22 protein-coding genes are annotated in these 23,006 nt (G+C 71.5%); 1 reads left to right on the forward strand and 21 read right to left on the reverse strand.

All coding sequences use genetic code 11. The features are described from left to right. Window positions 1-198 precede the first annotated feature (198 nt). From dprA to ACZ60X_RS20810, 15 genes are all read right to left on the reverse strand, one after another. Window positions 199-1,356 carry a DNA-processing protein DprA gene (gene dprA / locus ACZ60X_RS20740; RefSeq protein ID WP_469600360.1) on the reverse strand — a complete coding sequence of 386 codons (1,158 nt, stop codon included), beginning with the start codon at window positions 1,354-1,356 and terminating at the stop codon, window positions 199-201. Further along, a complete protein-coding gene (locus tag ACZ60X_RS20745; protein ID WP_469600361.1) occupies window positions 1,353-2,978 on the reverse strand; it encodes a YifB family Mg chelatase-like AAA ATPase in 1,626 nt (541 codons plus the stop codon). The genes dprA and ACZ60X_RS20745 overlap by 4 nt, the downstream gene beginning before the upstream one ends. Then, on the reverse strand, window positions 2,979-3,341 hold the full coding sequence (locus ACZ60X_RS20750) for a YraN family protein (RefSeq protein WP_469600364.1): 363 nt from the start codon (window positions 3,339-3,341) through the stop codon (window positions 2,979-2,981). It lies immediately after the preceding gene. 134 nt (window positions 3,342-3,475) lie between these two features. After that, window positions 3,476-3,784, reverse strand: a complete 309-nt coding sequence (locus ACZ60X_RS20755) for a DUF2469 domain-containing protein (protein ID WP_004924843.1) — start codon at window positions 3,782-3,784, stop codon at window positions 3,476-3,478. Between the two features lie 56 nt (window positions 3,785-3,840). Further along, window positions 3,841-4,365 (reverse strand): NUDIX hydrolase, encoded by a 525-nt coding sequence (locus ACZ60X_RS20760; protein WP_469600369.1) that lies wholly within the window; start codon window positions 4,363-4,365, stop codon window positions 3,841-3,843. After that, window positions 4,355-5,140, reverse strand: coding sequence for a signal peptidase I (lepB, locus tag ACZ60X_RS20765; RefSeq protein ID WP_469600372.1), 786 nt, complete (start codon window positions 5,138-5,140; stop codon window positions 4,355-4,357). The genes ACZ60X_RS20760 and lepB (ACZ60X_RS20765) overlap by 11 nt, the downstream gene beginning before the upstream one ends. Window positions 5,141-5,240: 100 nt before the next feature. Further along, window positions 5,241-6,254 (reverse strand): signal peptidase I, encoded by a 1,014-nt coding sequence (gene lepB, locus ACZ60X_RS20770; protein WP_469600376.1) that lies wholly within the window; start codon window positions 6,252-6,254, stop codon window positions 5,241-5,243. Continuing rightward, on the reverse strand, window positions 6,142-7,233 hold the full coding sequence (gene lepB / locus ACZ60X_RS20775) for a signal peptidase I (protein ID WP_469600378.1): 1,092 nt from the start codon (window positions 7,231-7,233) through the stop codon (window positions 6,142-6,144). Before lepB (ACZ60X_RS20775) ends, lepB (ACZ60X_RS20770) begins: the two co-directional genes overlap by 113 nt. Next, the gene (gene lepB, locus ACZ60X_RS20780) at window positions 7,226-7,936 is read right to left on the reverse strand and encodes a signal peptidase I (RefSeq protein WP_469600380.1); all 711 of its coding nucleotides are present in this window, start codon (window positions 7,934-7,936) and stop codon (window positions 7,226-7,228) included. Before lepB (ACZ60X_RS20780) ends, lepB (ACZ60X_RS20775) begins: the two co-directional genes overlap by 8 nt. A 45-nt stretch (window positions 7,937-7,981) precedes the next feature. Beyond that, window positions 7,982-8,332 carry a 50S ribosomal protein L19 gene (gene rplS, locus ACZ60X_RS20785; protein WP_070022289.1) on the reverse strand — a complete coding sequence of 117 codons (351 nt, stop codon included), beginning with the start codon at window positions 8,330-8,332 and terminating at the stop codon, window positions 7,982-7,984. Between the two features lie 135 nt (window positions 8,333-8,467). After that, a complete protein-coding gene (trmD, locus tag ACZ60X_RS20790; RefSeq protein ID WP_469600383.1) occupies window positions 8,468-9,301 on the reverse strand; it encodes a tRNA (guanosine(37)-N1)-methyltransferase TrmD in 834 nt (277 codons plus the stop codon). Continuing rightward, window positions 9,301-9,921, reverse strand: coding sequence for a ribosome maturation factor RimM (gene rimM, locus ACZ60X_RS20795; protein WP_469600386.1), 621 nt, complete (start codon window positions 9,919-9,921; stop codon window positions 9,301-9,303). The genes trmD and rimM overlap by 1 nt, the downstream gene beginning before the upstream one ends. Before the next feature lie 106 nt (window positions 9,922-10,027). Beyond that, window positions 10,028-10,267, reverse strand: coding sequence for an RNA-binding protein (locus ACZ60X_RS20800; protein WP_003973401.1), 240 nt, complete (start codon window positions 10,265-10,267; stop codon window positions 10,028-10,030). Window positions 10,268-10,272: 5 nt separating this feature from the next. Continuing rightward, on the reverse strand, window positions 10,273-10,692 hold the full coding sequence (gene rpsP, locus ACZ60X_RS20805) for a 30S ribosomal protein S16 (protein ID WP_171152431.1): 420 nt from the start codon (window positions 10,690-10,692) through the stop codon (window positions 10,273-10,275). 314 nt (window positions 10,693-11,006) lie between these two features. Beyond that, window positions 11,007-11,603, reverse strand: coding sequence for a hypothetical protein (locus ACZ60X_RS20810; protein ID WP_055704355.1), 597 nt, complete (start codon window positions 11,601-11,603; stop codon window positions 11,007-11,009). A 513-nt stretch (window positions 11,604-12,116) separates the two neighbouring features. On the opposite strand from ACZ60X_RS20810, the gene ACZ60X_RS20815 reads away from it, so the two are divergent. Then, a complete protein-coding gene (locus tag ACZ60X_RS20815) occupies window positions 12,117-13,037 on the forward strand; it encodes a class I SAM-dependent methyltransferase (RefSeq protein WP_469600389.1) in 921 nt (306 codons plus the stop codon). 5 nt (window positions 13,038-13,042) lie between these two features. Here the strand turns inward: ACZ60X_RS20815 and ftsH are convergent, their stop codons facing one another. From ftsH to nsdA, 6 genes are all read right to left on the reverse strand, one after another. After that, the gene (gene ftsH, locus ACZ60X_RS20820) at window positions 13,043-14,980 is read right to left on the reverse strand and encodes an ATP-dependent zinc metalloprotease FtsH (protein WP_469600391.1); all 1,938 of its coding nucleotides are present in this window, start codon (window positions 14,978-14,980) and stop codon (window positions 13,043-13,045) included. Between the two features lie 98 nt (window positions 14,981-15,078). Further along, a complete protein-coding gene (gene ffh / locus ACZ60X_RS20825) occupies window positions 15,079-16,629 on the reverse strand; it encodes a signal recognition particle protein (RefSeq protein WP_469600393.1) in 1,551 nt (516 codons plus the stop codon). Window positions 16,630-16,845: 216 nt separating this feature from the next. Further along, entirely contained in the window at window positions 16,846-19,293 is a 2,448-nt protein-coding gene (locus tag ACZ60X_RS20830) for a [protein-PII] uridylyltransferase (RefSeq protein WP_469600395.1), read from the reverse strand. Window positions 19,294-19,323: 30 nt separating this feature from the next. Beyond that, window positions 19,324-19,662, reverse strand: coding sequence for a P-II family nitrogen regulator (locus ACZ60X_RS20835; protein ID WP_071370669.1), 339 nt, complete (start codon window positions 19,660-19,662; stop codon window positions 19,324-19,326). Then, window positions 19,659-21,002, reverse strand: a complete 1,344-nt coding sequence (locus tag ACZ60X_RS20840; protein WP_469600397.1) for an ammonium transporter — start codon at window positions 21,000-21,002, stop codon at window positions 19,659-19,661. The genes ACZ60X_RS20835 and ACZ60X_RS20840 overlap by 4 nt, the downstream gene beginning before the upstream one ends. Window positions 21,003-21,320: 318 nt before the next feature. Beyond that, entirely contained in the window at window positions 21,321-22,799 is a 1,479-nt protein-coding gene (gene nsdA, locus ACZ60X_RS20845; RefSeq protein WP_469600400.1) for a transcriptional repressor NsdA, read from the reverse strand. Window positions 22,800-23,006 lie beyond the last annotated feature (207 nt).

A 23,006-nucleotide genomic window follows, 5' to 3' on the forward strand; every position in this document is an offset into this window, starting at 1 on the left:
TCTGTATCAACGCTTTCGTGAGCGTAGCGTGACTGAGGTGTCGCGGTGTGCGAACAGCGAGGCTCCACCCCTGCGCGGGGCGCGCCTCCCGTCCCGGGGGGCGCGTCCCGCGACGCGCGCCGTGCGACCGGCGCCGGCGCCAACTCCGGTGAACGCCAAGGGCGTCGGGGATTCCCCCGGACGGCCGAACAGCCTCGGTCAGCGGTGGTCGCGGCGGGCGCGGACCGACATCACCGCCTGGCGTGTCAACTTCCAGCCGTCGCCGTGTCGTTCGACGTAACCAAGTGCTCGGAGTTCGTACAGTCTCGCGATCGCCTCGTCCCGTGTGGTCCGGGCGCCGAGCGCGATGTCGGCGGCGGTGACCGCGCGATCGCCGGGCAGGGCGGCGAGCACGGTCCGGGCGGCGGGCTCCAGCAGGTCCCGCGGCAGTACGGGCCCCCGCCGCGCCGGTGCCAGTTCACCCATGTCGCCGACGAGTTCGACGACCTCCGCGGCGTCCGTGACGAGGGTGGCCTCGCCGCGCAGCAGCTCGTGCACGCCGGCGGAGAGTGCGCTGGTCACGGGGCCGGGCACGCCCATGGTGTGGCGGCCGAGGCGCTGTGCGGCCCGCGCGGTGGACAGGGAGCCGCTGCGGTGGGCGGCCTCCACGACGACCGTGCCTCGGGTCAGAGCGGCGATGACCCGGTTGCGCAGGATGAACCGGCTCGGCGTGGGATGGTCGCCCGGCGGCAGCTCGCCCACGACCAGCCCCTGCTCCGCGATCCTGCCGATCAGGGCAGCGTGGCCGCGCGGGTACGGCCGGTCGACTCCGCAGGCCAGGACGGCGACGGTGGCTCCGCGGGCGGCGAGGGCGCCTCGGTGGGCGGCGCCGTCGATGCCGTACGCCCCGCCGGACACCACCACCCACCCCCGCTCGGCGAGCCCGCCGGCGAGGGTGGCGGCCACGTGGGCGCCGTACTCCGTGCAGGCGCGGGCGCCCACGACGGCCACGGAGCGCAGCGCCCACATCCGCAGGCTCGGCGTCCCGCGCACCCACAGGCCGAGCGGTCGTGCGTCGCCGAGATCGTCGAGCTGCCGGGGCCACTCCGCGCTGCGCGGGTCCACGAACCGTGCTCCGAGCGCCCGGGCCGTCTCCAGATCCCGCTCGGGCTCGGCCCGACCGGCCCGGGCGACGAGGCCCGCCCACCGCGTCTCACTCACCCCTGGCAGGGTCTCCCGCTCCCGCAACCGCCGCACCACCTCCCCCACCCCGAGCTCCCGCACCCACCGCCCGCCGGCCTCATCCCCCGGCTCGACGACCCGTCCGAGAAGGACCCGCCCGAGCAGTTCGCCGTCGGGGTCCTGGTCCGCGCTCACGTCAGCGCCCCGATGGCCATCGGGACCCCGCGCGGGACCCCGGTGCGCAATTGCAGGGCCAGCGCGACGTCGGTCGCGTCGGGCCGGTCGTGCCCGACGAGGTCGGCGACCGTCCAGGCGACGCGCAGGACCCGGTCGATGCCGCGGGCGGTGAGCACGCCTCTTTCGAGGTTCCGCTCGGCGTCGTCCATCGCGCCGGGCGCCGCCTGATAGCGGCTGCGCAGCTCCCGGCCGGGCACCTCGCTGTTGGTGCGCCACGGGGTCCCGGTGAGGCGCGCCGCCGCCCGCGCCCGCGCCTGCCGTACCCGCTCGGCGACGGTCGCCGTGGACTCGCCCCGGGCCCCGGGCTCGGTGAGCTGGGACCGGGTGACCGGATCGACCTCGACCCGCAGGTCCACCCGGTCCAGCAGCGGGCCGGAGAGCCGGGACTGGTAGCGGCGGATCACCGACGGCGGGCACTCGCACAGCGAGTCGCGTTGCGAGAAGCGTCCGCAGGGGCAGGGGTTGGCCGCGAGGACCATCAGGAAGCGTGCCGGGAAGCGGACGACGCCCGCGCTGCGCGCGATCACCACGTGGCCGGACTCCAGGGGCTGGCGCAGTGCGTCGAGGGTCCGGCTGTGGAACTCGGGCGCCTCGTCAAGAAACAGCACGCCGCGGTGGGCCAGGGACACCGCGCCGGGGCGGGCGACACCGGGGCCGCCGCCGACGAGTGACTGCATCGTGGCCGAGTGGTGGGGGGCGCAGTAGGGGGCGACGTCGATGAGCGGTTTGCCCGGTGGCAGCAGACCGGCCACGGAGTGCACCGCTGTGACCTCCAGTGATTCCTCCCGAGTGAGCCTGGGAAGGACGGCCGGCAGCCGTTCGGCGAGCATGGTCTTGCCCGCGCCGGGCGGCCCTTCGAGAAACAGGTGGTGCCCGCCGGCGGCGGCCACCTGCACGGCCGTGCGAGCCGGCGCCTGGCCGACGACGTCCGCCAGGTCGTGATCGTGGTCGTGCTGCGCGGCGCCGATGCTGTGCATGCCGGTGGCCGCGCCGGTGCCGGGCATGCGCAGGCCTGCCAGGAGCGGATCGGGGCGCCCCTGTTCATCCGGTTGCTCTACCGGCACGGGCTCCTCGCTGAGGACGGCGACGAGCTGGCGCAGACTGCGTACGCCGAGCACGGACACGCCGGGGACCAGCGAGGCTTCGGCGGCGGCGCACTCGGGCACGACCACTTGCTCGTATCCGGCGTCGGCCGCTGCCAGCACCGCGGGCAGGATGCCCCGCACGGGCCGCACCCGGCCGTCGAGGCCCAGCTCCCCGATCATGACGATGTCGGCGAGGACGCGGGGATCGATCCGTTCGGCGGCGCCGAGCACCGCGCAGGCGACCGCCAGGTCGAAGCCGGAGCCCGCCTTGGGCACCGATGCCGGGCTGAGTCCGACGGTGAGCTTCTTCTGCGGCCACTCGCCGCCGGAGTTCACCACCGCCGCCCTCACCCGGTCCCGGCTCTCCGTCAGGCTCTTGTCCGGGAGGCCTACCAGGGTGAAGGCGGCGACGCCCGGTTCGAGGTCGGCCTGGACCTCGACGACCACTCCTTCGACGCCGACCAGGGCGACCGAGCAGGTACGGGCGAAACCCATTCAGGCCACCCCCCGGGCGTGCTCGACGGACGGCGCGCCGCGTTGGGGCAGCAGGACGCCGATCAGGTCGATGCGGACGCCGCCCGGCGGGGCGCCGCCGTGGGCCTCGATCCAGTGTTCGGCCAGTTCGCGCAGGCGTGCCGCCTTCTCGGGGCTCACGGCGGCCATCGGGTGTTCGTAGTCGCCGCCCCTGCGGGTCTTGACCTCGCAGACGACGAGCGCGTCCCCGTCGCGCGCCACGATGTCGATCTCGCCGGACCGCCCGCAGCGCCAGTTGCGCTCCAGGATCGTCATTCCGGCCTCGGCGAGCCGCCGGGCGGCCAGGTCCTCGCCGTACTTGCCGAGTGCTGATCGTGCGTTCATGTCGGCACCACCTTTCGGCGCCAACGGTCACGCATCCGGCCGTACGTTGTTGATCTTGGTGAGCTACTCGGCGGTTGTGGAAAACTTCGTCACCCGATCGAGTGGGCCCGGCCATGCCGGGAACACCCGGGTCATCAGCCGCCCGGAAGCTCCAGGTCGCTCTTGTTCAGCTCCTCGATGTTCACGTCCTTGAACGTCAGGACGCGGACCTGCTTGACGAAGCGAGCCGGCCGGTACATGTCCCAGACCCAGGCGTCGGCCATCGTCACTTCGAAAAAGACCTCGCCCTGGACCGAGTGCACCTGCATCTCGTAGTCGTTGGTGAGGTAGAAGCGCCGCTCGGTCTCGATCACGAATTTGAACAGACCGACGACATCTCGGTACTCCCGGTAGAGCTTCAGCTCCATCTCGGTCTCGTACTTTTCGAGGTCCTCGGCGCTCATGGCATGTTCCCCTTCAGCCGTGCGATCCCACCATTGTGCGCCAGTCCCGGGTGTCCTCAGACGATTTCCGTGTCGAGGGTCACGGGCCTGGCCGGGGGACCCTCGTCGAGCAGCCGCTGGAGCAGCTCGGCGAGTCTGGTCGGATACACCGTCTCATGTGCCCGGGTCAGTTCCTGGCACGTCCACCAGCGCGCTCCGGCGACACTGCGCCGTTCCAGCTCCGTCAGCGCGGCCGGCGAGGTCGCCGTCTGCGCCGTACGGGCCAGGTAGTACCACTCGTCCTGGTCCCAGCGACGGCCCGCGAAGGGGAAGGAGCACGTGCGCCGCCACAGCACCGGGCCGAGTACGACCTCGGTGATGCCCGTCTCCTCGGCGAGTTCCCTGAGCGCGGCCTCCTCGCGCGTCTCGGCGCCCTCCAGACCGCCGCCGGGGGTGAACCACCAGTCGTCGGCGGGGTTCCCCGGCTCATGGCCGTGCAGGAGCAGGATGCGGTCGTCCGGGTCCAGGAGGACCACCCGGGCCACCTTGCGCAGACCGCCCTCGCAGGCGTCCTCGCCCGGCCGCGCGGCCTCAGCGGGCACCGGCCGCCTCCGGGCGGGCGGTACGGGCGCGGGAGCGGCCCGCGCGGGCGGCGATCGGGCCGTAGGCGCCACCGGCCAGGACCAGGACGGCGCCGGCGGCGATCAGCAGCTCGATGGTGCGCAGCGGACCCGGCTGGGAGAGGGATCCGAGGGCCTCGAAGCCGGTGGGGCGCCCCAGCATGCCCTTCCAGGGCCAGACGACGGCGTCCACGCGCGCGGAGACGGCGTCGCGCGAGACCGTGCCCTTCGCCACGTCGGTGAGGTGGGCCGTGGAGTCCAGCGAGCCCTGGCGTTCGTCACCGAGCAGGAACAGCCGGCCCGGTGGGACGGTCACCTTCGGAAAGTTCTGCATCTCCGCCAGGCTGCCCTTGGGCAGGTACGGCTCGTCGATCTGCTTGCCGTTGACGGTCAGCTTGCCGTCCGTGCAGCAGGACACGGTGTCACCGCCGACCGCGACGACCCGCTTGACGAGCTTGGAGCCCGAGACCCATGTCTTGTCCTCGAAGACGACGACGTCACCGCGCCGCACGTCGGCGCCTTGGACGCGCTGGGCGAGCACACGGTCGCCGGCGTCGATGGTGGGCGTCATGGAGCCGGTGGGCACGGTGTACGGCCGGTAGGTCACCGCTGCCCAGGCGAACCCGCCGAGGAACAGCACCAGACCGAGTGCCACGACCACCCCGGACAACCGCTGCCCGAGCCGGCCGCCGCCGGTCTGTGCCGTGCCTGCCCCGCCGCTGCGCGGGGCCGTACGCGTCGTGCTCTCGCCGCTCATGGACCCGCACCCTACCCGGCGGTACCGAGGCCCGGCAGCCCCTGTTCCGGAAAGGACCGGTGGCCGCCCCGGCCCTCTTCACCGGACGCTCACCAGCCGCTCACCGGCTCACCGCGGACTCCGTCCGCCGCACCTTGGACTCCAGCCGGTCCCTGCGGCCGCGCCGCCACACCACCACCGGCAGCACCGCCGCGACGGCCACACCCTGCGGGGCCACCGTCAGGGCGGCGGACGCCGAGGCCTGCTTGTCCAGGCCGGGCTGGTCGAAGGTGTCCGGGATCGGCAGAGTGCCCCAGCGGTTGATCGGCCAGGCCTTGACGATCGCACGGCCCACGACGTCGCCGACCGGGACCATGCCGTGGTGCTTGTCGGTCTGGTTGTAGCGCGAGTCGCGGGAGTTCTGGCGGTGGTCGCCCATCACCCAGATGTAGCCCTTGGGGACCGTCACCTTGAACTGTCCGCCCTGGTCGTCCACGCTGCAGGGCGTGTTGCCGGGGTAGACGTACGGCTCGTTCAGCGGGTGGCCGTTGACCAGCAGCGGGCCCGAGTTCTTGCACTCGACCGTGTCACCGCCGACCCCGATCACGCGCTTGATCAGGTCCTTCTCCTCCGCCGACGGCATCAGGCCGATCCAGCTGAGGACCTTCTGCACCGGGTTCGGGTTCGGCGCCGGCTCGCCCGCCAGCCAGTTGTCCGGGTCGTGGAAGACGACGACCTCGCCGCGTCCGGGCTCGGAGCCGAACCAGGGGGTGAGTTTGTCGACGAGGACGCGGTCACCCACCTGAAGGGTGTTCTGCATCGAGTCGGACGGAATCGAGAACGCCTGCACCAGGAACGTCTTGATCAGCAGCGCCAGGACCAGGGCGATGCCGATGAGGATCGGCAGCTCCTTCCAGAAGGAGCGCGGTTTCTTCGGCGGGCCGGCGCTCTCGCCCGTGCCCGCGTCGCCGACCGGGGGCCGCTGCTCGTCGCCCGGTGTGTCGTCGTCGCCCGTCATCTTCTCATTCCCGGAGGTCATGGCCCCGTCCGGGTCGTCGGCGTTCGCTTCCACGGGGTGCCCGCGGTGCTCCTCGCCGTCGTGTCCCGACCGTGCGCCAACCGCCACATCCCCCACGCCAACTCCTTACTCTGTGTCGCCGCCTGCCCGTGACACGGCGCAGGCCCACCACTCCCATAACGAGCGGGAGTTCCGCAGGGGTCGGGAGCCGGGTCATTGCGTTCGGATTCTCGGGGGCAACCCTATGCGACAGCCGGGGAGCGGCGGCCGTCCCCGACACGGGGTGGGCGACGCTTGCGAAGGTTTTAGGTTCCTGCAGGCGGGTCCAGTGGTCGAAGGGCCAGCCGATGGCGACGGCGCGGCCGACGACGGAGTCCATGGAGACCGTGCCGCCGTAGGGCGTGTTCATGTGGAACCGGGAGTCCGCGGAGTTGCCCCGGTGGTCGCCCATCACCCACAGCCGGCCCTTGGGCACGGTGATGTCGAAGCGCATGGCGGAGGGGGCGTCGCCCGGGTAGATGTAGTTGCCCTCGGTGAGCGGGGTGCCGTTGACGGTGATCCGTCCCTGTGCGTCACAGCACTTGACGTGGTCGCCGCCGACCCCGATGACCCGCTTGATCAGGTCCTTCTCGTTGTCCGAGGGCAGCAGGCCGATGAAGGTGAGGCCTTCTTTGAACTGCTTGACGACGATGGGGTCGTTCTTCTTGGTGGTCTTCTCGTCCGCGAGCCAGCCGCCCGGGTCGTGGAAGACGACGACGTCCCCGCGCTGCGGCTCGGCGCCGAACCACGGGGTGAACTTGTCGACCAGGACCCGGTCGCCGATCCGGATCGTCTGCTCCATGGAGCCGGACGGGATCACGAATGCCTGGACGAGGAACGTCTTCAGGACGAGCGCGATGAGGACGGCGACACCGACCAGAAGAGGGATCTCACGAACGGCTGACCGCCTGCGCTTGCGCTTGACCTTGCGCTGGAGCTTGCGCCGCTCCGCGCGCGTGCGGCCGCCGCCGGGCGCCGAGGTGCGGCGTGCCCCGGTGGGCAGCAGGTTGTCGGCGGGGGCGGCGGGCACCCCGCGGGGTTTGCCGCGGTTACCCATGCTCACCGGCCCTTGCGGACCGCTCCGCGGACGGCACGCGCGCGTACGCGGAAGGCCGCGTCAGATGCGTCCAGTGGCCGTACGGCCAGATGATCCAGTCGGCCCGGCCGATGACGTCGCCGACGGGGATCATGCCGCCGCCGGGCGAGCCGAGATGGTCGCGGGAGTCGCTGGAGTCGCTGCGGTGATCGCCGAGGACGAACAGGCGCCCCTCGGGCACGGCGATGTCGAAGGGCACGCTGGAGGCGCTGTCCCCGGCGTAGAGGAAGGACGACTCGTCGACCGCGCGGCCGTTCACCTCGATCCGTCCCTTCTTGTCGCAGCAGACCACATGGTCGCCCCCCACCCCGACCACGCGTTTGACGTAGTCGGCGTCCCCGAAGTACCCCGATCCGTCGAAGACGATCACGTCGCCGCGCTGCGGCTGGGCACCGAAACGGTACGCCAACTTATTTACGAGAACGCGGTCCCCGATCCTCAAGCCCTCTTCCATGGATCCGCTCGGAATCTGGAACGGTTGCACCACGAAGGCGTTGAGGACCAGCAGAAAGGCCAGGCAGGCGGCGAGGGTGAGGGTGATCCGGCCGCCCGGCAGCCACTCGGTGAACCGCGACACCAACGCGAAACGCGACCGTTCCCCCGGCCCCGGGGACCCCGGGTGGGAGGAGCGGTCGCGTTCCGTCGGCTGTGCTTCGGTGTCCATCGGGGCGAGATGCTATCCCGCCGGGCTGTGGACCCCGGCAAGCGCTCAGCTCTCGCGCTTCTCCTTGATCTTCGCGGCCTTGCCGCGCAGCTCACGGAGGTAGTACAGCTTGGCGCGGCGCACGTCACCACGGGTGACCAGCTCGATCTTCTCGACGATCGGGGTGTGCACCGGGAAGGTGCGCTCGACGCCGACGGAGAACGAGACCTTGCGGACCGTGAAGGTCTCGCGGACGCCGGAGCCCTGGCGGCGGATCACGACGCCCTTGAACTGCTGCACACGGGAGCGGTTGCCCTCGATGACGCGGACGTGGACGTTGACGGTGTCACCCGGGCGGAAGGCCGGGATGTCACTGCGCAGCGACGCGGCGTCGACGGTGTCGAGCAGGTGAGACATTTCGTCTGCTTTCTTCGCTGATGCCACAGGTCATCAACGGAAACTAGGTGTACAAGAGGTCTGCCGTGCGGGTCGGGGCGGGCGTCGTGTCCCCCTGTGGCAGGGGCGCACGCCGGACGGGCGCACAACAGCGGTCTATTGTTCCATGCCCCCGGCCCGCCGCCAAAATCGGCCGAACGGCTTCCCCTCGGGGTCCGGTTCCCAGCCCAGGATGGAGAGCATCTCGCGGTCCTTCTTGTCGAAGGCCTCGGGTGCGCAGCGCTCGATCAGGTCGGGCCGGTGGGCGGTCGTGCGCCTCAGCGCCTCGTCGCGGCGCCACCGGGCGATCTTGCCGTGGTGGCCGCTGAGCAGCACGTCCGGGATCTCCCGGCCGCGCCAGACGGGCGGCTTGGTGTAGACGGGGCCCTCCAGCAGGCTTGCCATGGCGCCGGGCGCGAAGGAGTCGTCACGGTGGGACTCGGCGTTGCCGAGGACACCGGGCAGCAGCCGAGCCACGGCCTCCGTGATGACGAGGACGGCCGCCTCGCCGCCCGCGAGGACGTAGTCGCCGATGGAGACCTCGTAGACCGGCACGCGGGTCGCGTACTCGTCCATGACGCGCCGGTCGATGCCCTCGTAGCGGGCCGGCGTGAAGATCAGCCAGGGGCGCTCGGACAGCTCGACGGCCAGCTCCTGGGTGAAGGGGCGGCCGCTGGGCGTGGGCACGATGATCGCGGGGCGCCGGGCGCCGGTCTCGTAGCCGTCGGCGAGGACCGTGTCGAGGGCGTCGCCCCAGGGGTCGGTCTTCATGACCATGCCGGGGCCGCCGCCGTACGGTGTGTCGTCGACCGTGTTGTGCCGGTCGTACGTCCACTCGCGCAGGTCGTGCACCTGGACGTTGAGCTGCCCACGCGCGCGTGCCTTGCCGACGAGGGAGACGTTCAGGGGCTCCAGGTACTCGGGGAAGATCGTGACGACGTCGAGGCGCATTACGACGCGTCCTCCGGGCCCTCGTCCTGCGGGCCCTCGTCCTGCGGGCGCTCGTCCTGCGGGCCCTCGTCCTGCGGGCCCTCGTCCTCCCGGGCGGAGGCGATCACGGCGCGGTCGTCGATCAGACCGGGCGGGGGCGTGATGACGGCCTTCTGCTCCTCCAGGTCGATCTCGGTGACGATCTCCTCCACGAAGGGGATCAGCACCTCGCTGCCGTCGGGGCGCTCCACGATGAACAGGTCCTGCGAGGGCAGGTGCGAGATCTCGGTGATCCGGCCGACCTCCAGCCCGTCGGCGGTGACCACGTCGAGGTCGATGAGCTGGTGGTCGTAGTACTCGTCCTCGTCCTCGGGCAGTTCCTCGGGGTCGACGTCGGCGATCAGGAGGGTGTTGCGCAGGGCCTCGGCCGCGTTGCGGTCGGTGACGCCCTCGAAACGCAGGAGGAGACGGCCGCTGTGGACGCGGCCGGAGGCGATGGTGAGCGGTCCGGTGGAGGCCGGGTCGGTGGCCAGGACGGCGCCGGGGGCGAGCCGCAGCTCCGGCTCGTCGGTACGTACCTCCACGGTGACCTCGCCCTTGATGCCGTGGGCGCGGCCGATCCGTGCGACTACCAGCTGCACTGTGCTTGATCTCCTGTCGGAACGACGAGAGCCGCGAGGCTCATACGACTGCGGGCCGGGGACGGCCCAGTGGCCCTCCCCGGCCCGAGCCGGTTGCGATGAAGCGTCAGCGGACGTGGTCCACGTCGACGAGGTCGACACGGACACCGCGGCCGCCGATGGCGCCCACGACGGTGCGCAGAGCGCGCGCGGTACGGCCGTTGCGGCCGATCACCTTGCCGAGGTCGTCGGGGTGGACCCGGACCTCCAGCACGCGCCCGCGGCGCAGGTTGCGCGAGGCGACCTGCACATCGTCAGGGTTGTCGACGATGCCCTTCACGAGGTGCTCAAGCGCCTCTTCGAGCATGCTGCTCAGGCCTCGGTCGACTCGGACTCGGCAGCCGCCTCGTCCTTCTTCTCAGCCTTCTTCTTCTGGGTGATCGCCTCACCCTTGCCCTCGTCGTCACCGCCGAGAGCCTCGAACGACGGACGCGCGGCCTTCGGCTCGGCGACGAGCAGCGGCGCGGGAGCCGGCTCGCCCTTGAACTTCTGCCAGTCGCCGGTCTTCTTCAGGATGGCGAGGACGGGCTCGGTCGGCTGCGCGCCGACACCCAGCCAGTACGCCACGCGCTCGGCGTCCACCTCGATGACCGACGGGTTGTAGGTCGGGTGGTACTTGCCGATCTCCTCGATGGCCCGGCCGTCACGGCGGGTACGGGAGTCGGCGACGACGATGCGGTAGTGAGGCGAACGGATCTTGCCCAGACGCTTCAGCTTGATCTTGACTGCCACGGGAGTGGGTTCTCCTGGATTTGACGTGGTTGGGCACGGCGAGCTGCCGCGTGGGGTTGCGGTACCCGAGTGCCCGATGGACGCGTCAGCCGGAGGAGAGAGGGGTCCTGTGCGGCTGTCGAGTACAGCTAGCCATTGTGCCACACCCCACGGGTCGCTTTTGGCCGAGGGTGGAGTGAGCTGCGGCTGGGCATGCCTGGGAGGCACCCGGCGCGGAGGTGACCGTACGTCGGGTGCTGCCCCGGTGCTGCGCGCCGGCCCGGAGGCCTCCTACCGGCACCCACGAGATGCCGGTGTTCCGTGGCCGAACGCGATCACGCCGCCCCGGCGACCTCCGGGATTCTGAACGGTTTGCCGCAGCCGCCGCAGACGATCGGGGCCTGGGCCAGGACCGAGGGGACCACCCGGACGTTGCGGCCGCAGTCGCAGACCGCCTTGACGCGGACACCTCCGCCGGAGGAGCCGTGCCGGGCGGCGGGGCCGCGGAAGCTGCGGGTGGTGTCGGAGGACGTGGCCGCCGTGTGGGCCTTCAGCGCGCGCTGGAGCCGCTCGATGGTCGGGCGGTAGCGCCGCTTCGCCTCGGGGTTGAGCGTGACCAGGGAGAAGCCGCTGCTCGGGTGCGGCTCCTCGGGGTGGTCCAGGCCCAGCTCCTCGGCGATCGCCAGGAAGCGGCGGTTGTGGTAGCGGCCGGCGCGGGAGGTGTCGCGGATCCCGCGGGCGGCGGCGATGCCGTGGACTGCCTCATGGAGCAGTCGCTCGAAGGAGAGCTCGTGTCCGCACGCGGACGACGACTCTCCGATCAGGGACTCTGGCGCGGCGAGATCCGGCAGCTCGGGGTGGTACCGCTGAATGTCGGCCCACGCCTGTGCCAGCTCCGCGGCGAGAACAGGTGGTGTCTGTGTCGTGCTCACGTAATGACAACGAGCGGGAGCACGAATGTGTTCCTATTCCGGGTCATCTCAAATAATTTGCACGTACCCGTCAGTTGCCGCTGATGCGCCCTGACGAGGGCGGGTGCGCTGATCTGCGGAGAAGGCGCACAGCTCGTACCAAGCTGGTGCGTAGTCCGCCGTACGACCCGGTGAGTAGTGCCCCGGGCGGCGGGTGCGCAAGAGGCGTTTCGGCCGCGCTCGGCGCACCGCCACACCGTGAACAGCGTCCGTGGCGGTCGTGACGTTACCGCGCACCGCCCGACCCCCTGGCACCGGCCCCGTCGCCGGGAGCGCACACCGTACGGCCACTCAGATTGCCGGGACGTGAAATCTCGCCACACAGGCGCCCGGAGCCCAAGCGGGGCTCCACGACCCCTGGACGCCACCGCGAGCCGGGAGTTACCTGGCATACGTGGGACGTGCCCGCGCACGGCACGGGGGCCAGGCGACCGGGCGCGGCGGCGAACTGTCGGCGGATTGGGGCGCTTACCTATGACACCTGTGCTCGTGCGGCAGCACCTGGACCACGCGGACTGCGCACCCCGCGTGGACCTGTGCGCACGCGCGCGTGACTGGTCCGAGATCCAGGAGCGGATGCTGGTCCCGCTCTACGAAGCCGTCTACGAACGACTTGAAGTGGGCCCCGACACACGGCTGTTGGGCCTGCGTTGCGGTTCGGGGCTCGCCCTGCTGATGGCCGCCGCCAGAGGGGCCGCGGTCACGGGATGCGACGCCACCTGCCCCGAACGCCTCGCCCTGGCCCGCGAGCGTCTCCTGCCGCCCGCCCCGCGCGGCGCGGACGGCGGCCTGCCCGGCCTCCGCGCGAGCCGTGACGGGCGCCCGGAACACGCGCGTTCGCGTGCGCGCGCCCGCGTCCGGCTCATCGCCGAACCGCCCGCCGCCACGGCCGACGGCACCGCGGGCACGTACACCCTGGTGACCGCCTTCGAGCCGGCCGGATGTCTGGCCGGGGACTTCGAGGGGCTCGGGGAGGTGCTGGCGCAGGCCCTGCCGTCGGCCGTGCGGGGAGCCGCCGTGGTGCTCGCCGGGTGGGGGCCGCCGGAGCGGTGCGCCACCTCCTCGGTGCTGCGGGTGGCGGCGAAGCTGGCCGATCCGCTGTACGGCGCGGGCAGCTGGCGGCCCGCCGCGCGGGACGACCTGGAGGAGACAGCGCAGCGCGCCGGGCTCAAGCCGGACGGCTCGGGGCGGGTCGCCTGCCCCTTCGGGTACGCCGGCCTCGACAGCGCCGTACGCGGCCTGCTGTCGACGGGCCTGTTCGACGCGACGATCGCGGCGACGGACGCCAAGCAGGTCGACAAGGAGCTGGCCGAGGCGCTGCACCCCTACCGGCGCCCGGACGGGACCGTGTGGATGCCGAACGTGTTCCGGTACCTCATCGCGCGCGTGCCCTGAGGACCCTAGGAATCGACGTCCTTCGCCAGACGCGTGATCCCGGCGATCCGGTACGCGTCCGCCTCCTCCAGCGTCTCGTTCTCCAGCAGCGCCTGCGCGAGGGCGTCCAACTGGTCGCGGTGGTCGCGGAGTTTGCGGCAGGCCTCCTCGTAGCACTCGTCCACGATCCGGCGCATCTCGGTGTCGATGGCGTCCAGCGTCTGCGGGGCGGCGGCGAGGCCGTAGGCCTGCTGGGCGTCGTTCGGGAGCGCGGAGAGCCGGCCGACCTCACGGCTCATGCCCCAGCGCGACACCATCCCGCGCGCGATGTTGGTGACCTGTTCGAGGTCGCTCTCGGAACCGGTCGTGATCACCCCGTAGACGACCTGCTCGGCGGCCATTCCGCCGAGCGCGCCGATGATCCGGCCGCGCAGGTACTCCTCGGTGTACGCGTACTTGTCCGCGTCCGGCGTGGAGAGCGTGACGCCGAGGGCCCGGCCGCGCGGCACGATGGTGATCTTGCGGACGGGGTCGGCGCCCGGCTGGAGCATGCCCAGCAGCGCGTGCCCGCTCTCGTGGTAGGCGGTGCGCCGGCGCTCCTCCTCGGGCATGACCAGCGCGCGCTCGGCGCCGAGCTGGATCTTCTCCAGTGCCTCGGAGAGGTCGGACTGGGTCACCGCCTGCTGTTTGCGCTTGACCGCGAGCAGCGCGGCCTCGTTGGCGAGGTTCGCCAGCTCGGCGCCGGTCATGCCCGGGGTGGTACGGGCCACCTGGGCGAGGTCGACGTTCTCGGCGAGCGGGATGTCGCGGGTGTGGATCTCCAGGATGGCCTCGCGGCCGCCCCGGTCCGGCGGCGCGACCTGGACGATCCGGTCGAAGCGGCCGGGGCGGGTCAGTGCCGGGTCGAGGATGTCGGCGCGGTTGGTGGCCGCGATGACGATGACGCCCTCCGAGCCGGAGAAGCCGTCCATCTCGGTCAGGATCTGGTTCAGGGTCTGCTCGCGCTCGTCGTGCCCGCCCATGGACGCGCCGCCGCCGCGGGCCCGCCCGATGGTGTCGATCTCGTCGATGAAGATGATCGACGGGGCGACCTTGCGGGCCTCGGCGAACAGCTCCCGCACGCGCGAGGCGCCCACGCCCACGATCATCTCGATGAACTCGGACGCGGACGCCGAGAAGAAGGGCACGCCCGCCTCGCCGGCGACCGCGCGCGCGAGCAGCGTCTTTCCGGTGCCGGGCGGGCCCGCGAGCAGCACGCCGCGGGGCATCTTGGCGCCCATGCGGCGGTAGGCGTCGGGGTTCCTCAGGAAGTCGACGACGTCGTTCAGCTCGCCCTCGACCTCGTCGATGCCGGCCACGTCGGCGAAGGTCGTGCGCTTCTCCCCCGCCACCAGCTCGACCGGTTTGGGCGGCGCCTTGCGGCCGAGCATGCCGCCCGCGCCGCCGAGACCCGCGCTCATCCGCCGCGCGACGAGGATCCACAGGGCGACGATGATCAGCATCGGCGCCAGCGAGATCAGCAGATTGGCGAGAAAGCTACGGTGCTGCACGACGGGCTGGGCCGTGACGGTGACGTTGTGCTTGGTCAGGTTCGACCAGAGATTGTCGTTCGCGAAGGACGGCCGCTCGGTGTTGAACTTGGTGTACGTGCCGCCGCCGGGGTTCTTCCGCTCTTTCCTGAGCTGCCCCTGGATCGAGTCGCCCTTGGCGTAGATCTTGGCGACATTGCCGTCGTTGACCTGCCTGCTGAACTCGGTGTACGAGATCGTCGGCTCGTTGGCCTGGTCGACGTACGACAGCACCAGGTTGGCGATCAGGTACACGATCAACGCGGTGAGGATCAGCCGCCACCAGCCCCCGCGCAGCCGAGGGCCACCGGGCGGCTGCTTCGGCGGCTCCTCGGGGGCGCCTTCGGTACGCCAGGGCTGGTCGGGCGACTTGCGCGGCGGCGCGGGGTTGGTCATATCCGGACGTTACGACAATGACCAACCCGTGGCATGCGCAGCGGTGAAACCAGGGCGAACCCCGTGCGAGGGCTTGGTGAGACAGCCCTCGCCCCGGCTCAGCCCATGAACTTCTTGAACTCGTCCGGCAGCTCGAAGTCCTGGCCGGCCTGCTGCGGCAGCCCGAAGGCGTTCCCGCCCTGGGCCGCCGCCTCGCGGCGCTGGGCCTCCTCCAGCTCCTGCTGCCTGCGCTTCATCGGGTTGCCGGAGCGCTGCTTGCCCTTGGCCTTCTTCTGCTGCTTCTTCTGCCGGCCGGGGCCGCCGCCCATGCCCGGGATCCCCGGCATGCCCGGCATGCCGCCGCCCTGGGCCATGCGGGACATCATCTTGCGGGCTTCGAAGAACCGCTCGACCAGGTTCTTCACGGCGCTGACCTCGACACCGGAACCCTTGGCGATACGGGCGCGGCGCGAGCCGTTGATGATCGTCGGGTCCTGGCGCTCGGCCGGGGTCATCGACTTGATGATCGCGGCGGTGCGGTCGACGTCCCGCTCGTCGATGTTCTGAATCTGGTCCTTGATCTGGCCCATGCCCGGGAGCATGCCGAGCAGCTTGCTGATGCTGCCCATCTTCCGGACCTGCTCCATCTGGGCCAGGAAGTCGTCCAGGGTGAAGTCCTGGCCCTTCTTGGACGCCAGCTTCGAGGCCATCTTGGCGGCCTCTTCCTGGCTGAAGGTCTTCTCCGCCTGCTCGATCAGGGTGAGCAGGTCACCCATGTCGAGGATGCGGGAGGCCATCCGGTCCGGGTGGAAGGCGTCGAAGTCGTCCAGCTTCTCGCCGTTCGACGCGAACATGATCGGCTTGCCGGTGATCTGCCGGATCGACAGGGCGGCACCACCGCGGGCGTCGCCATCGAGCTTGGAGAGCACCACGCCGTCGAAGCCGACGCCGTCGCGGAAGGCCTCGGCGGTGTTGACCGCGTCCTGACCGATCATCGCGTCGACGACGAAGAGGATCTCGTCCGGGGAGACGGCGTCGCGGATGTCCGCGGCCTGCTGCATCATCTCCTGGTCGATACCGAGGCGGCCGGCGGTGTCCACGATCACGATGTCGTGGACCTTGGCCTTGGCGAACTCGATGGAGTCCTCGGCGACCTTCACCGGGTCACCGACGCCGTTGCCCGGCTCGGGGGCGTACACGGCGACGCCGGCGCGCTCGGCGACGACACTCAGCTGGTTGACGGCGTTCGGGCGCTGGAGGTCACAGGCGACCAGCAGCGGGGAGTGGCCCTGCTCCTTCAGCCAGCGGCCGAGCTTGCCCGCGAGGGTGGTCTTACCGGCACCCTGGAGACCGGCCAGCATGATCACGGTGGGCGGCTGCTTGGCGAAGCGCAGCCGGCGGGTCTCGCCGCCCAGGATGGTGACCAGCTCGTCGTTGACGATCTTCAGGACCTGCTGGGCGGGGTTCAGCGCGCGCGAGACTTCGGCGCCGAGGGCCCGTTCCTTGACGTTCTTGATGAACGTACGGACGACCGGGAGGGCCACGTCGGCTTCGAGGAGCGCGATGCGGATCTCGCGCGCCGTGGCGTCGATGTCCGCTTCGCTCAAGCGCCCCTTGCCGCGCAAGTTCTTGAAGGTCGCTGAAAGGCGATCGGAGAGAGTATCGAACACGGCGGCGTCGGTCCTCGGGGTCGGAAGTGGTCTGGGCTGCCCTCCAGGGTATCTGGCCCGGCAAGGCGACGGTCCCCGCCCGGCGCATCCGGCGAGCGGGACGCTCCGCGCGGGGGCAGGGACCATGTGGCGTGCGTGGCGGCCGTGGAGAGCCGTCCCGCGTCACCTCCACGTCTGCGCAGGCCACGCCCTGTCAACGGCGTGTCACCCGCGCGGTCACGCCCGCAACGTCTCCTCCAGCACCCGCGCCAGCGACGACGCGTCCCGCGCCGGCAGCTGCGCCCCCGTTCCCGTCGTGACGTAGAAGGCGTCCACCGCGTTCGAGCCGAGCGTGCTGACGTGCATGCTGCGCACCCGCACCCCCGCCTTCTCCAGGGCCGTGCCGATGCGGTGCAGCAGGCCCGGCGCGTCCTGGGCGCGGACCTCGATCACCGTGGCGTGGTGGGAGGCGGCCGGGGCGACGGTCACCCGGGGCGGCGGGGCCGGCCAGCCGCGGCGCCTCGGGTAGGCCGCGTCCCGTTCGGCGAGGCGGCCGGCGATGTCCAGGGTGCCGTCGAGCGCGCGCACGAGGTCGGCGCGCAGCCGGGTGGCCTGGGGCAGGGAGCCGTACTCGGCGGCGACCCGCCAGTTGAGCAGCAGGACCGCGCCGTCCTCGACGTCGTCCGGCAGGCGCAGGGTGCGCAGCTCGGCCGTGCGGACGGTCAGGCGGTGCACGGCGAGGACCCCGGCGACCGCGGGGAGCACCGCGGGCTGGTCGGGTACGGCGATGAGCAGCTCGACGCCCAGCGGTTCCTGGACGGGCTCGTCCTCGGCGACCGGTTCCGGCTGCGCGCGCAGCGCGAGGACCGGGCCGCCCGTGCGGTAGGCCTCGATGGCGAGGCGCTCGTGCTCGGCGGTGGGCGCGGCAGCCGGCTCGGGCTCGTCGGGCGTGTCCCCGGCCAGGACGGCCGACACCCGCCGGACCAGGTCGGCGACGAGGGAGCCGCGCCAGGAGGACCAGGCGGCCGGGCCGGTGGCGCGGGCGTCGGCCTCCGTCAGCGCGTGCAGCAGTTCCAGGGTGCTCTGCGTGCCGACCGCCTCGGCGACCGAGCGGACCGTGGCCGGGTCGTCCAGGTCGCGGCGCGTGGCCGTCTCGATGAGGAGGAGGTGGTGGCGGACCAGTGCCGACAGCACAGCCACGTCCGCGCGGTCGAAGCCGATCCGCGCGGCCACGTCCTTGGCGATGATCTCGCCCGCCACCGAGTGGTCGCCGGGCCAGCCCTTGCCGATGTCGTGCAGCAGGGCGGCGACCAGGAGCAGGTCGGGGCGGCTGACGCGGCGGGTCAGTTCGGAGGCGCGGACCGCCGTCTCGATCAGGTGCCGGTCGACGGTCCAGATGTGGACCGCGTTGCGCTGGGGGCGGCAGCGGACCCGCTCCCAGTCCGGCAGCAGGCGGCTGATCAGGCCCTCGGCCTCCAGCGCCTCCCAGACCTCGACGGTCGGGCGGCCGGAGCCGAGCAGGGTGACCAGTTGCTCACGGGCCTCGGCGGGCCAGGGGGTGGGCAGAGGGCGCGCGAGGGCGGCCATGCGCCGGACGGCGTGCAGGGAGAGCGGGAGGCCGGCCTGGGCGGCGGCGGCCGCGGCGCGCAGCGGCAGCACGGGGTCGCGTTCGGGGCGCGCGGCACGGGCGAGCACCACCTCGCCGTCCTGCTCCACCACGCCCTCGGCGAGCGGCGAGCGCTCGGTGACCGGCTTGCCACCGCCCAACATGGCGCGCAGCCGCGGCCGTACGGCGCGCGAGCGCAGGACGCGCCCCACTTCGCGCCAGGTGACGTCACTGGCGTACGAGATGACGCGGGCCGCCTCGTAGACCTGCCGCAGCAGCGTGTCGGCGTCCAGCAGCCCCAGCTCGGCCGCCACCTGGTCCTGTTCCTGCAACGACAGCCGGTCCGTCGCGCGGCCCGTCGTCAGGTGCAGGGCGTCGCGGACATCGAGCAGGCGCCGGCGTGCGTCGGCGAGGCCCTCGCGCGGGGCGTCGGCGAGCCAGGAGGCGGCGACGGCGCGCAGGGCGGTCGCGTCGCGCAACCCTCCGCGCGCCTCCTTCAGGTCGGGTTCCAGCAGGTACTGCAACTCGCCCTGCCGCTCGGCGCGTTCGACGCACAGATCCTGGAGTTCGGGCAGGCGCCTGGGGGCCTGGTTGCGCCAGTCGGTGAGGACGGCCGTGCGCAGAGAGGCGGTGAGGCCGGCGTCGCCGGCGAGGTGCCGGGCGTCCAGGAGACCGAGCTGGACCTTCAGATCGTCGCCGGCGGTCTTCCTCGCCTCTCCGGGTGTCCGCACGGAATGGTCGAGGGCCAGGCCCAGGTCCCAGACCGGGTACCAGAGGCGGTCGGCGAGCGCGGCCACCGCCTCGATGTCACCACCGTCGTGCAGCAGGAGCAGGTCCAGGTCGCTGCGCGGGGACAGCTCGCCGCGGCCGTAGCCGCCGACCGCGACCAGCGAGACGCCCGTGCGCCCCTCGGCCGCCGCGGTGAACAGCCCGGTGAGCCAGTCGTCGGTCAGTTCCGCGAGGGCGGCACGGCGCGGCGGCCCGGACCGCGCCCCCTCGGTGAGGAGGCGCAGCCGGGCCGCCGCGTAGCCGCTGGGTCCCGAGTCCTCTGCTCCGGTCCGCATGTCCGTTCCCGTCACCCGGCGACTCCCGTTCTCACAATGGTCGGATCAGAGCGCGTCGGGGCCGCGCTCGCCGGTGCGGACCCGTACGGCCGTGTCGACCGGCAGGGCCCAGACCTTGCCGTCACCGATCTTGCCGGTGCGGGCCGCCTTCACGATGACCTCGATCAGCTGCTCGGCGTCGTCGTCCTCGGCCAGCACCTCGATGCGGATCTTGGGCACCAGGTCGACGGTGTACTCGGCACCCCGGTAGACCTCGGTGTGTCCCCGCTGCCGACCGTAACCGCTGGCCTCCGTGACCGTCAGCCCGTGGACACCGAAGGCCTGCAGGGCCTCCTTGATCTCGTCCAGCCGGTGGGGCTTGACGACGGCGGTGATGAGCTTCATGCGTCCACCTTCTTGGTCTGTACGGCGGCCAGGGCAGAGGCGTGGGCGGCGGAGCCGATGACACCGCCGCCGGTGCCGCTGAAGTCGTAGGCGCTCTCGGCGTGCTCTGCCTGGTCGATGCCGGAGATCTCCTCGTCCTCGGTGACCCGCATGCCGATCGTCTTGTCGAGAAGGAGGGCGAGGACCGCGGAGACGACGAGGGAGTAGGCGAGGACGGCGCCGACACCGGCGCACTGCTTCCACAGCTGGGTGAAGGAGTGGTCGCCGTAGAAGACGCCGGTCGCGGTGGACTGGCCCTTGCCGGTGGCGAAGAAGCCGATCAGCAGGGAGCCGATGATGCCGCCGACCATGTGCACGCCGACCACGTCGAGGGAGTCGTCGTAGCCGAACTTGAACTTCAGGCCGACGGCCGCGGCGCAGGCGACACCGGCGATGGCACCGACGGCGATGGCGCCGAGCGGGGAGACCGCGCCGCCGGAGGGGGTGATCGCGACCAGACCGGCGACCGCGCCGGAGGCGGCGCCCAGCGTGGTGAACGCGCCGTGCTTGATCTTCTCGTAGGCGAGCCAGGCCAGCATGGCGGCGCCCGTGGCGACCTGGGTGTTGACGAACATCAGCGCGCCGACGCCGTCGTCGTTGCCGAGCCAGGAGCCCGCGTTGAAGCCGAACCAGCCGAACCACAGCAGCCCGGCGCCGAGCATGACCAGCGGGAGGCTGTGCGGGCGCATCGGGTCCTTCTTGAAGCCGACGCGCTTGCCGATGACGAGGATGACACCGAGCGCCGCCGCGCCCGCGTTGATGTGGACCGCCGTACCGCCCGCGAAGTCGATCACGCCGAGCTTGAAGGCCCAGCCGTCGGAGCCCCACACCCAGTGGGCGACCGGGACGTACACGATCGTGGCCCACAGGGCGATGAACAGACACCAGGCCGAGAACTTCACGCGGTCCGCGAGGGCGCCGCTTATCAGGGCCGGGGTGATGATGGCGAACATCATCTGGAACACCATGAAGACGAAGATCGGGATGGTGTACCCGGGCCACAGCTCGGTCAGGCCGATGTGGCTGAGGCCGAACCAGTTCGAGTTCCAGCCGATGAGGCCGTTGTGCGTGCCGAAGGCGAGGGAGAAGCCGTAGAGCGTCCAGAGGATGGTGATGATGCCCATGCTGATGAAGCTCATCATCAGCATGTTGAGGGTGCTTTTGACCCGGACCATGCCTCCGTAGAAGAAGGCGAGACCCGGGGTCATGATCAGCACCAGGGCGGAAGCAATGAGCATGAAGCCTGTGTTCGCGGACGACAGCTTGGGTGCCTCCGCGGCAAGCGTGATGGCTGGGGCCATCGGCGTCTCCTCGTCGGTTCTACGGCCCCGTGCGGGCGGTGCCTGGGCGGTCCGGTCGTGTGAGGGGCCGGCCGGTTATGCGCCAGAGACTGGCGCAGCGCGGTTTCGGTGAAAGCCCCTCGTTGTTTCGCCGGGGTGACGAAGGCGCCGTGCGTGTTACGCATGGATGAACTGCGGGATCTCGGTGGTGCCGATCGCCGCCGTGCCGCGACCGGCACGGGGCCGGCCGCGGCGGACCTCTCGATGACCTGGCGTGGGGGAGCCGAGTCGGGCAGTTCGGGAGGCCCGGCCGCGGCCGGGGCTTGGGTGCCGGGTGGGTCAGACGGCCTCGGCGGTCTCGGGGAGGTCCACGGCGAGCTGGTCGGTGAGGTCTATGACGACGGCGAGGTCGCCGTAGTCCCGTGCGGCCGTGTCGACCGTCTTTCGGATACGGGTGTTCACACGCTCGGAGCGGACCTTCTTGGCGATCTCCATGGCCTGGGAGGCGTATGCCGTGCCCTGCTCGGGCTCGCGCTGGAGCAGATGCACCGTGGCCTTGCCGATCAGGTTCAGCGCGTACGACCGCTGGTGCACCTCGTCCTGGGCGAACAGGTCCACCGCGCGCTGCATGAGCGGCTCGGCGAGGGAGGCGTAGGTGGGGCTGCGCCCGGCGACGTAGGCGAGGTCGCGGTAGGAGTGGGAGTTCTCGCCGTACAGCTCGGCCTCGGAGAAGAAGCGGATCCAGTCGGGGTCCGGCTCGTCCCACTCGTCGGCCTCGGCGAAGGTGTCCTCGGCCATGCGGACGGCGCGCTTGGTCCTGCCGGGCTGGCCCATGTTGGCGTACGCGCGCGCCTCCATCGCATACAGCATGGCCTGGGTGCGCGGGCTCGCGCAGTCGCGGCTGCCGTACTGGGCGAGGTGGATCAGCTCCAGGGCGTCGTCGGGCCGGCCGAGGTGGATCATCTGGCGGCTCATGCTGGACAGGATGTAGGACCCCAGGGGCTTGTCACCGGCCTCCTTGGCGGCGTGCAGGGCCAGCACGAAGTACTTCTGCGCGGTGGGCTGCAGTCCCACGTCGTACGACATCCAGCCGGCCAGCTCGGCCAGTTCGGCGGCGACCTTGAACAGGATGCGGGTGGTGGCCTCGGGCTGGGGCTCCTGGAGCAGGTCGGTGACCTCGTGGAGCTGGCCGACGACCGCCTTGCGGCGCAGGCCGCCGCCGCACTGGGCGTCCCACTGGCGGAACATCCGCGTGGTGTGCTCCAGCAGGTCCAGCTCGGGCTTGGACAGCCTGCCGGGGCGGCGGGCGTCGAGGACGGGCTGGGGCTCGGCGGGGACCGGGGAGGCGGGGCTCGGCACGAGCCAGCGCTGCATGGGCTCGATGAGGGAGGGACCGGCGGACAGGGCGAGGGAGGTGCCGAGGAAGCCGCGCCGGGCGAGCATCAGGTCGCTGCGCGAGAACTCGCTGAGCAGGGCGACCGTCTGCGGGCCGGTCCAGGGGAGGTCGACGCCGGTCGCGGAGGGTGACTGGCGGGCGGCGCGCAGGCCGAGGTCCTCGATGGAGACCACGCAGCCGAAGCGCTCGGAGAACAGCTCCGAGAGGATGCGCGGGATCGGCTCGCGGGGGTTCTCGCCGTCCAGCCAGCGCCGTACGCGCGAGGTGTCGGTGGAGATGTGGTTGGCGCCCAACTGGCGTGCCCGGCGGTTCACTTGTCGGGCCAACTCGCCCTTGGACCAGCCACTGCGCACGAACCACGAGCCGAGCAGCTCGTTGGGGCGCTTGTCAGCGTTCGTCCCGCTACCGTCGTTGCCGCTCACTGGAACGCCCCCATCCCTGAGACCACTTGCCGCCGCGTGCGCCAAGCCCTATCAGAATGCCGGTAAATACGGCCTCTCGCCCGCCACTTGTCACCCTTCGAACGAGTTGACGACTCGCCTCCGGCATACCCATGGATGCATATGCCCGGAGGGCTCGTACACTCACAGTAATCCTACGATCACTGGTCCAGCCATGGCGATCCAGGA

The sequence above is a fragment of the Streptomyces sp. NPDC104106 genome, assembly GCF_055584345.1.

Bases quoted from the DNA above. Each gene is read 5' to 3' on its own strand.
- ACZ60X_RS20745 (WP_469600361.1), bottom strand. From the start codon at position 2,978: ATGGGTTTCGCCCGTACCTGCTCGGTCGCCCTGGTCGGCGTCGAAGGA.
- ACZ60X_RS20750 (WP_469600364.1), bottom strand. From the start codon at position 3,341: ATGAACGCACGATCAGCACTCGGCAAGTACGGCGAGGACCTGGCCGCC.
- ACZ60X_RS20755 (WP_004924843.1), bottom strand. From the start codon at position 3,784: ATGAGCGCCGAGGACCTCGAAAAGTACGAGACCGAGATGGAGCTGAAG.
- lepB (WP_469600372.1), bottom strand. From the start codon at position 5,140: ATGAGCGGCGAGAGCACGACGCGTACGGCCCCGCGCAGCGGCGGGGCA.
- lepB (WP_469600378.1), bottom strand. From the start codon at position 7,233: ATGGGTAACCGCGGCAAACCCCGCGGGGTGCCCGCCGCCCCCGCCGAC.
- lepB (WP_469600380.1), bottom strand. From the start codon at position 7,936: ATGGACACCGAAGCACAGCCGACGGAACGCGACCGCTCCTCCCACCCG.
- rplS (WP_070022289.1), bottom strand. From the start codon at position 8,332: ATGTCTCACCTGCTCGACACCGTCGACGCCGCGTCGCTGCGCAGTGAC.
- trmD (WP_469600383.1), bottom strand. From the start codon at position 9,301: ATGCGCCTCGACGTCGTCACGATCTTCCCCGAGTACCTGGAGCCCCTG.
- ACZ60X_RS20800 (WP_003973401.1), bottom strand. From the start codon at position 10,267: ATGCTCGAAGAGGCGCTTGAGCACCTCGTGAAGGGCATCGTCGACAAC.
- ACZ60X_RS20815 (WP_469600389.1), top strand. From the start codon at position 12,117: ATGACACCTGTGCTCGTGCGGCAGCACCTGGACCACGCGGACTGCGCA.
- ftsH (WP_469600391.1), bottom strand. From the start codon at position 14,980: ATGACCAACCCCGCGCCGCCGCGCAAGTCGCCCGACCAGCCCTGGCGT.
- ACZ60X_RS20835 (WP_071370669.1), bottom strand. From the start codon at position 19,662: ATGAAGCTCATCACCGCCGTCGTCAAGCCCCACCGGCTGGACGAGATC.
- ACZ60X_RS20840 (WP_469600397.1), bottom strand. From the start codon at position 21,002: ATGGCCCCAGCCATCACGCTTGCCGCGGAGGCACCCAAGCTGTCGTCC.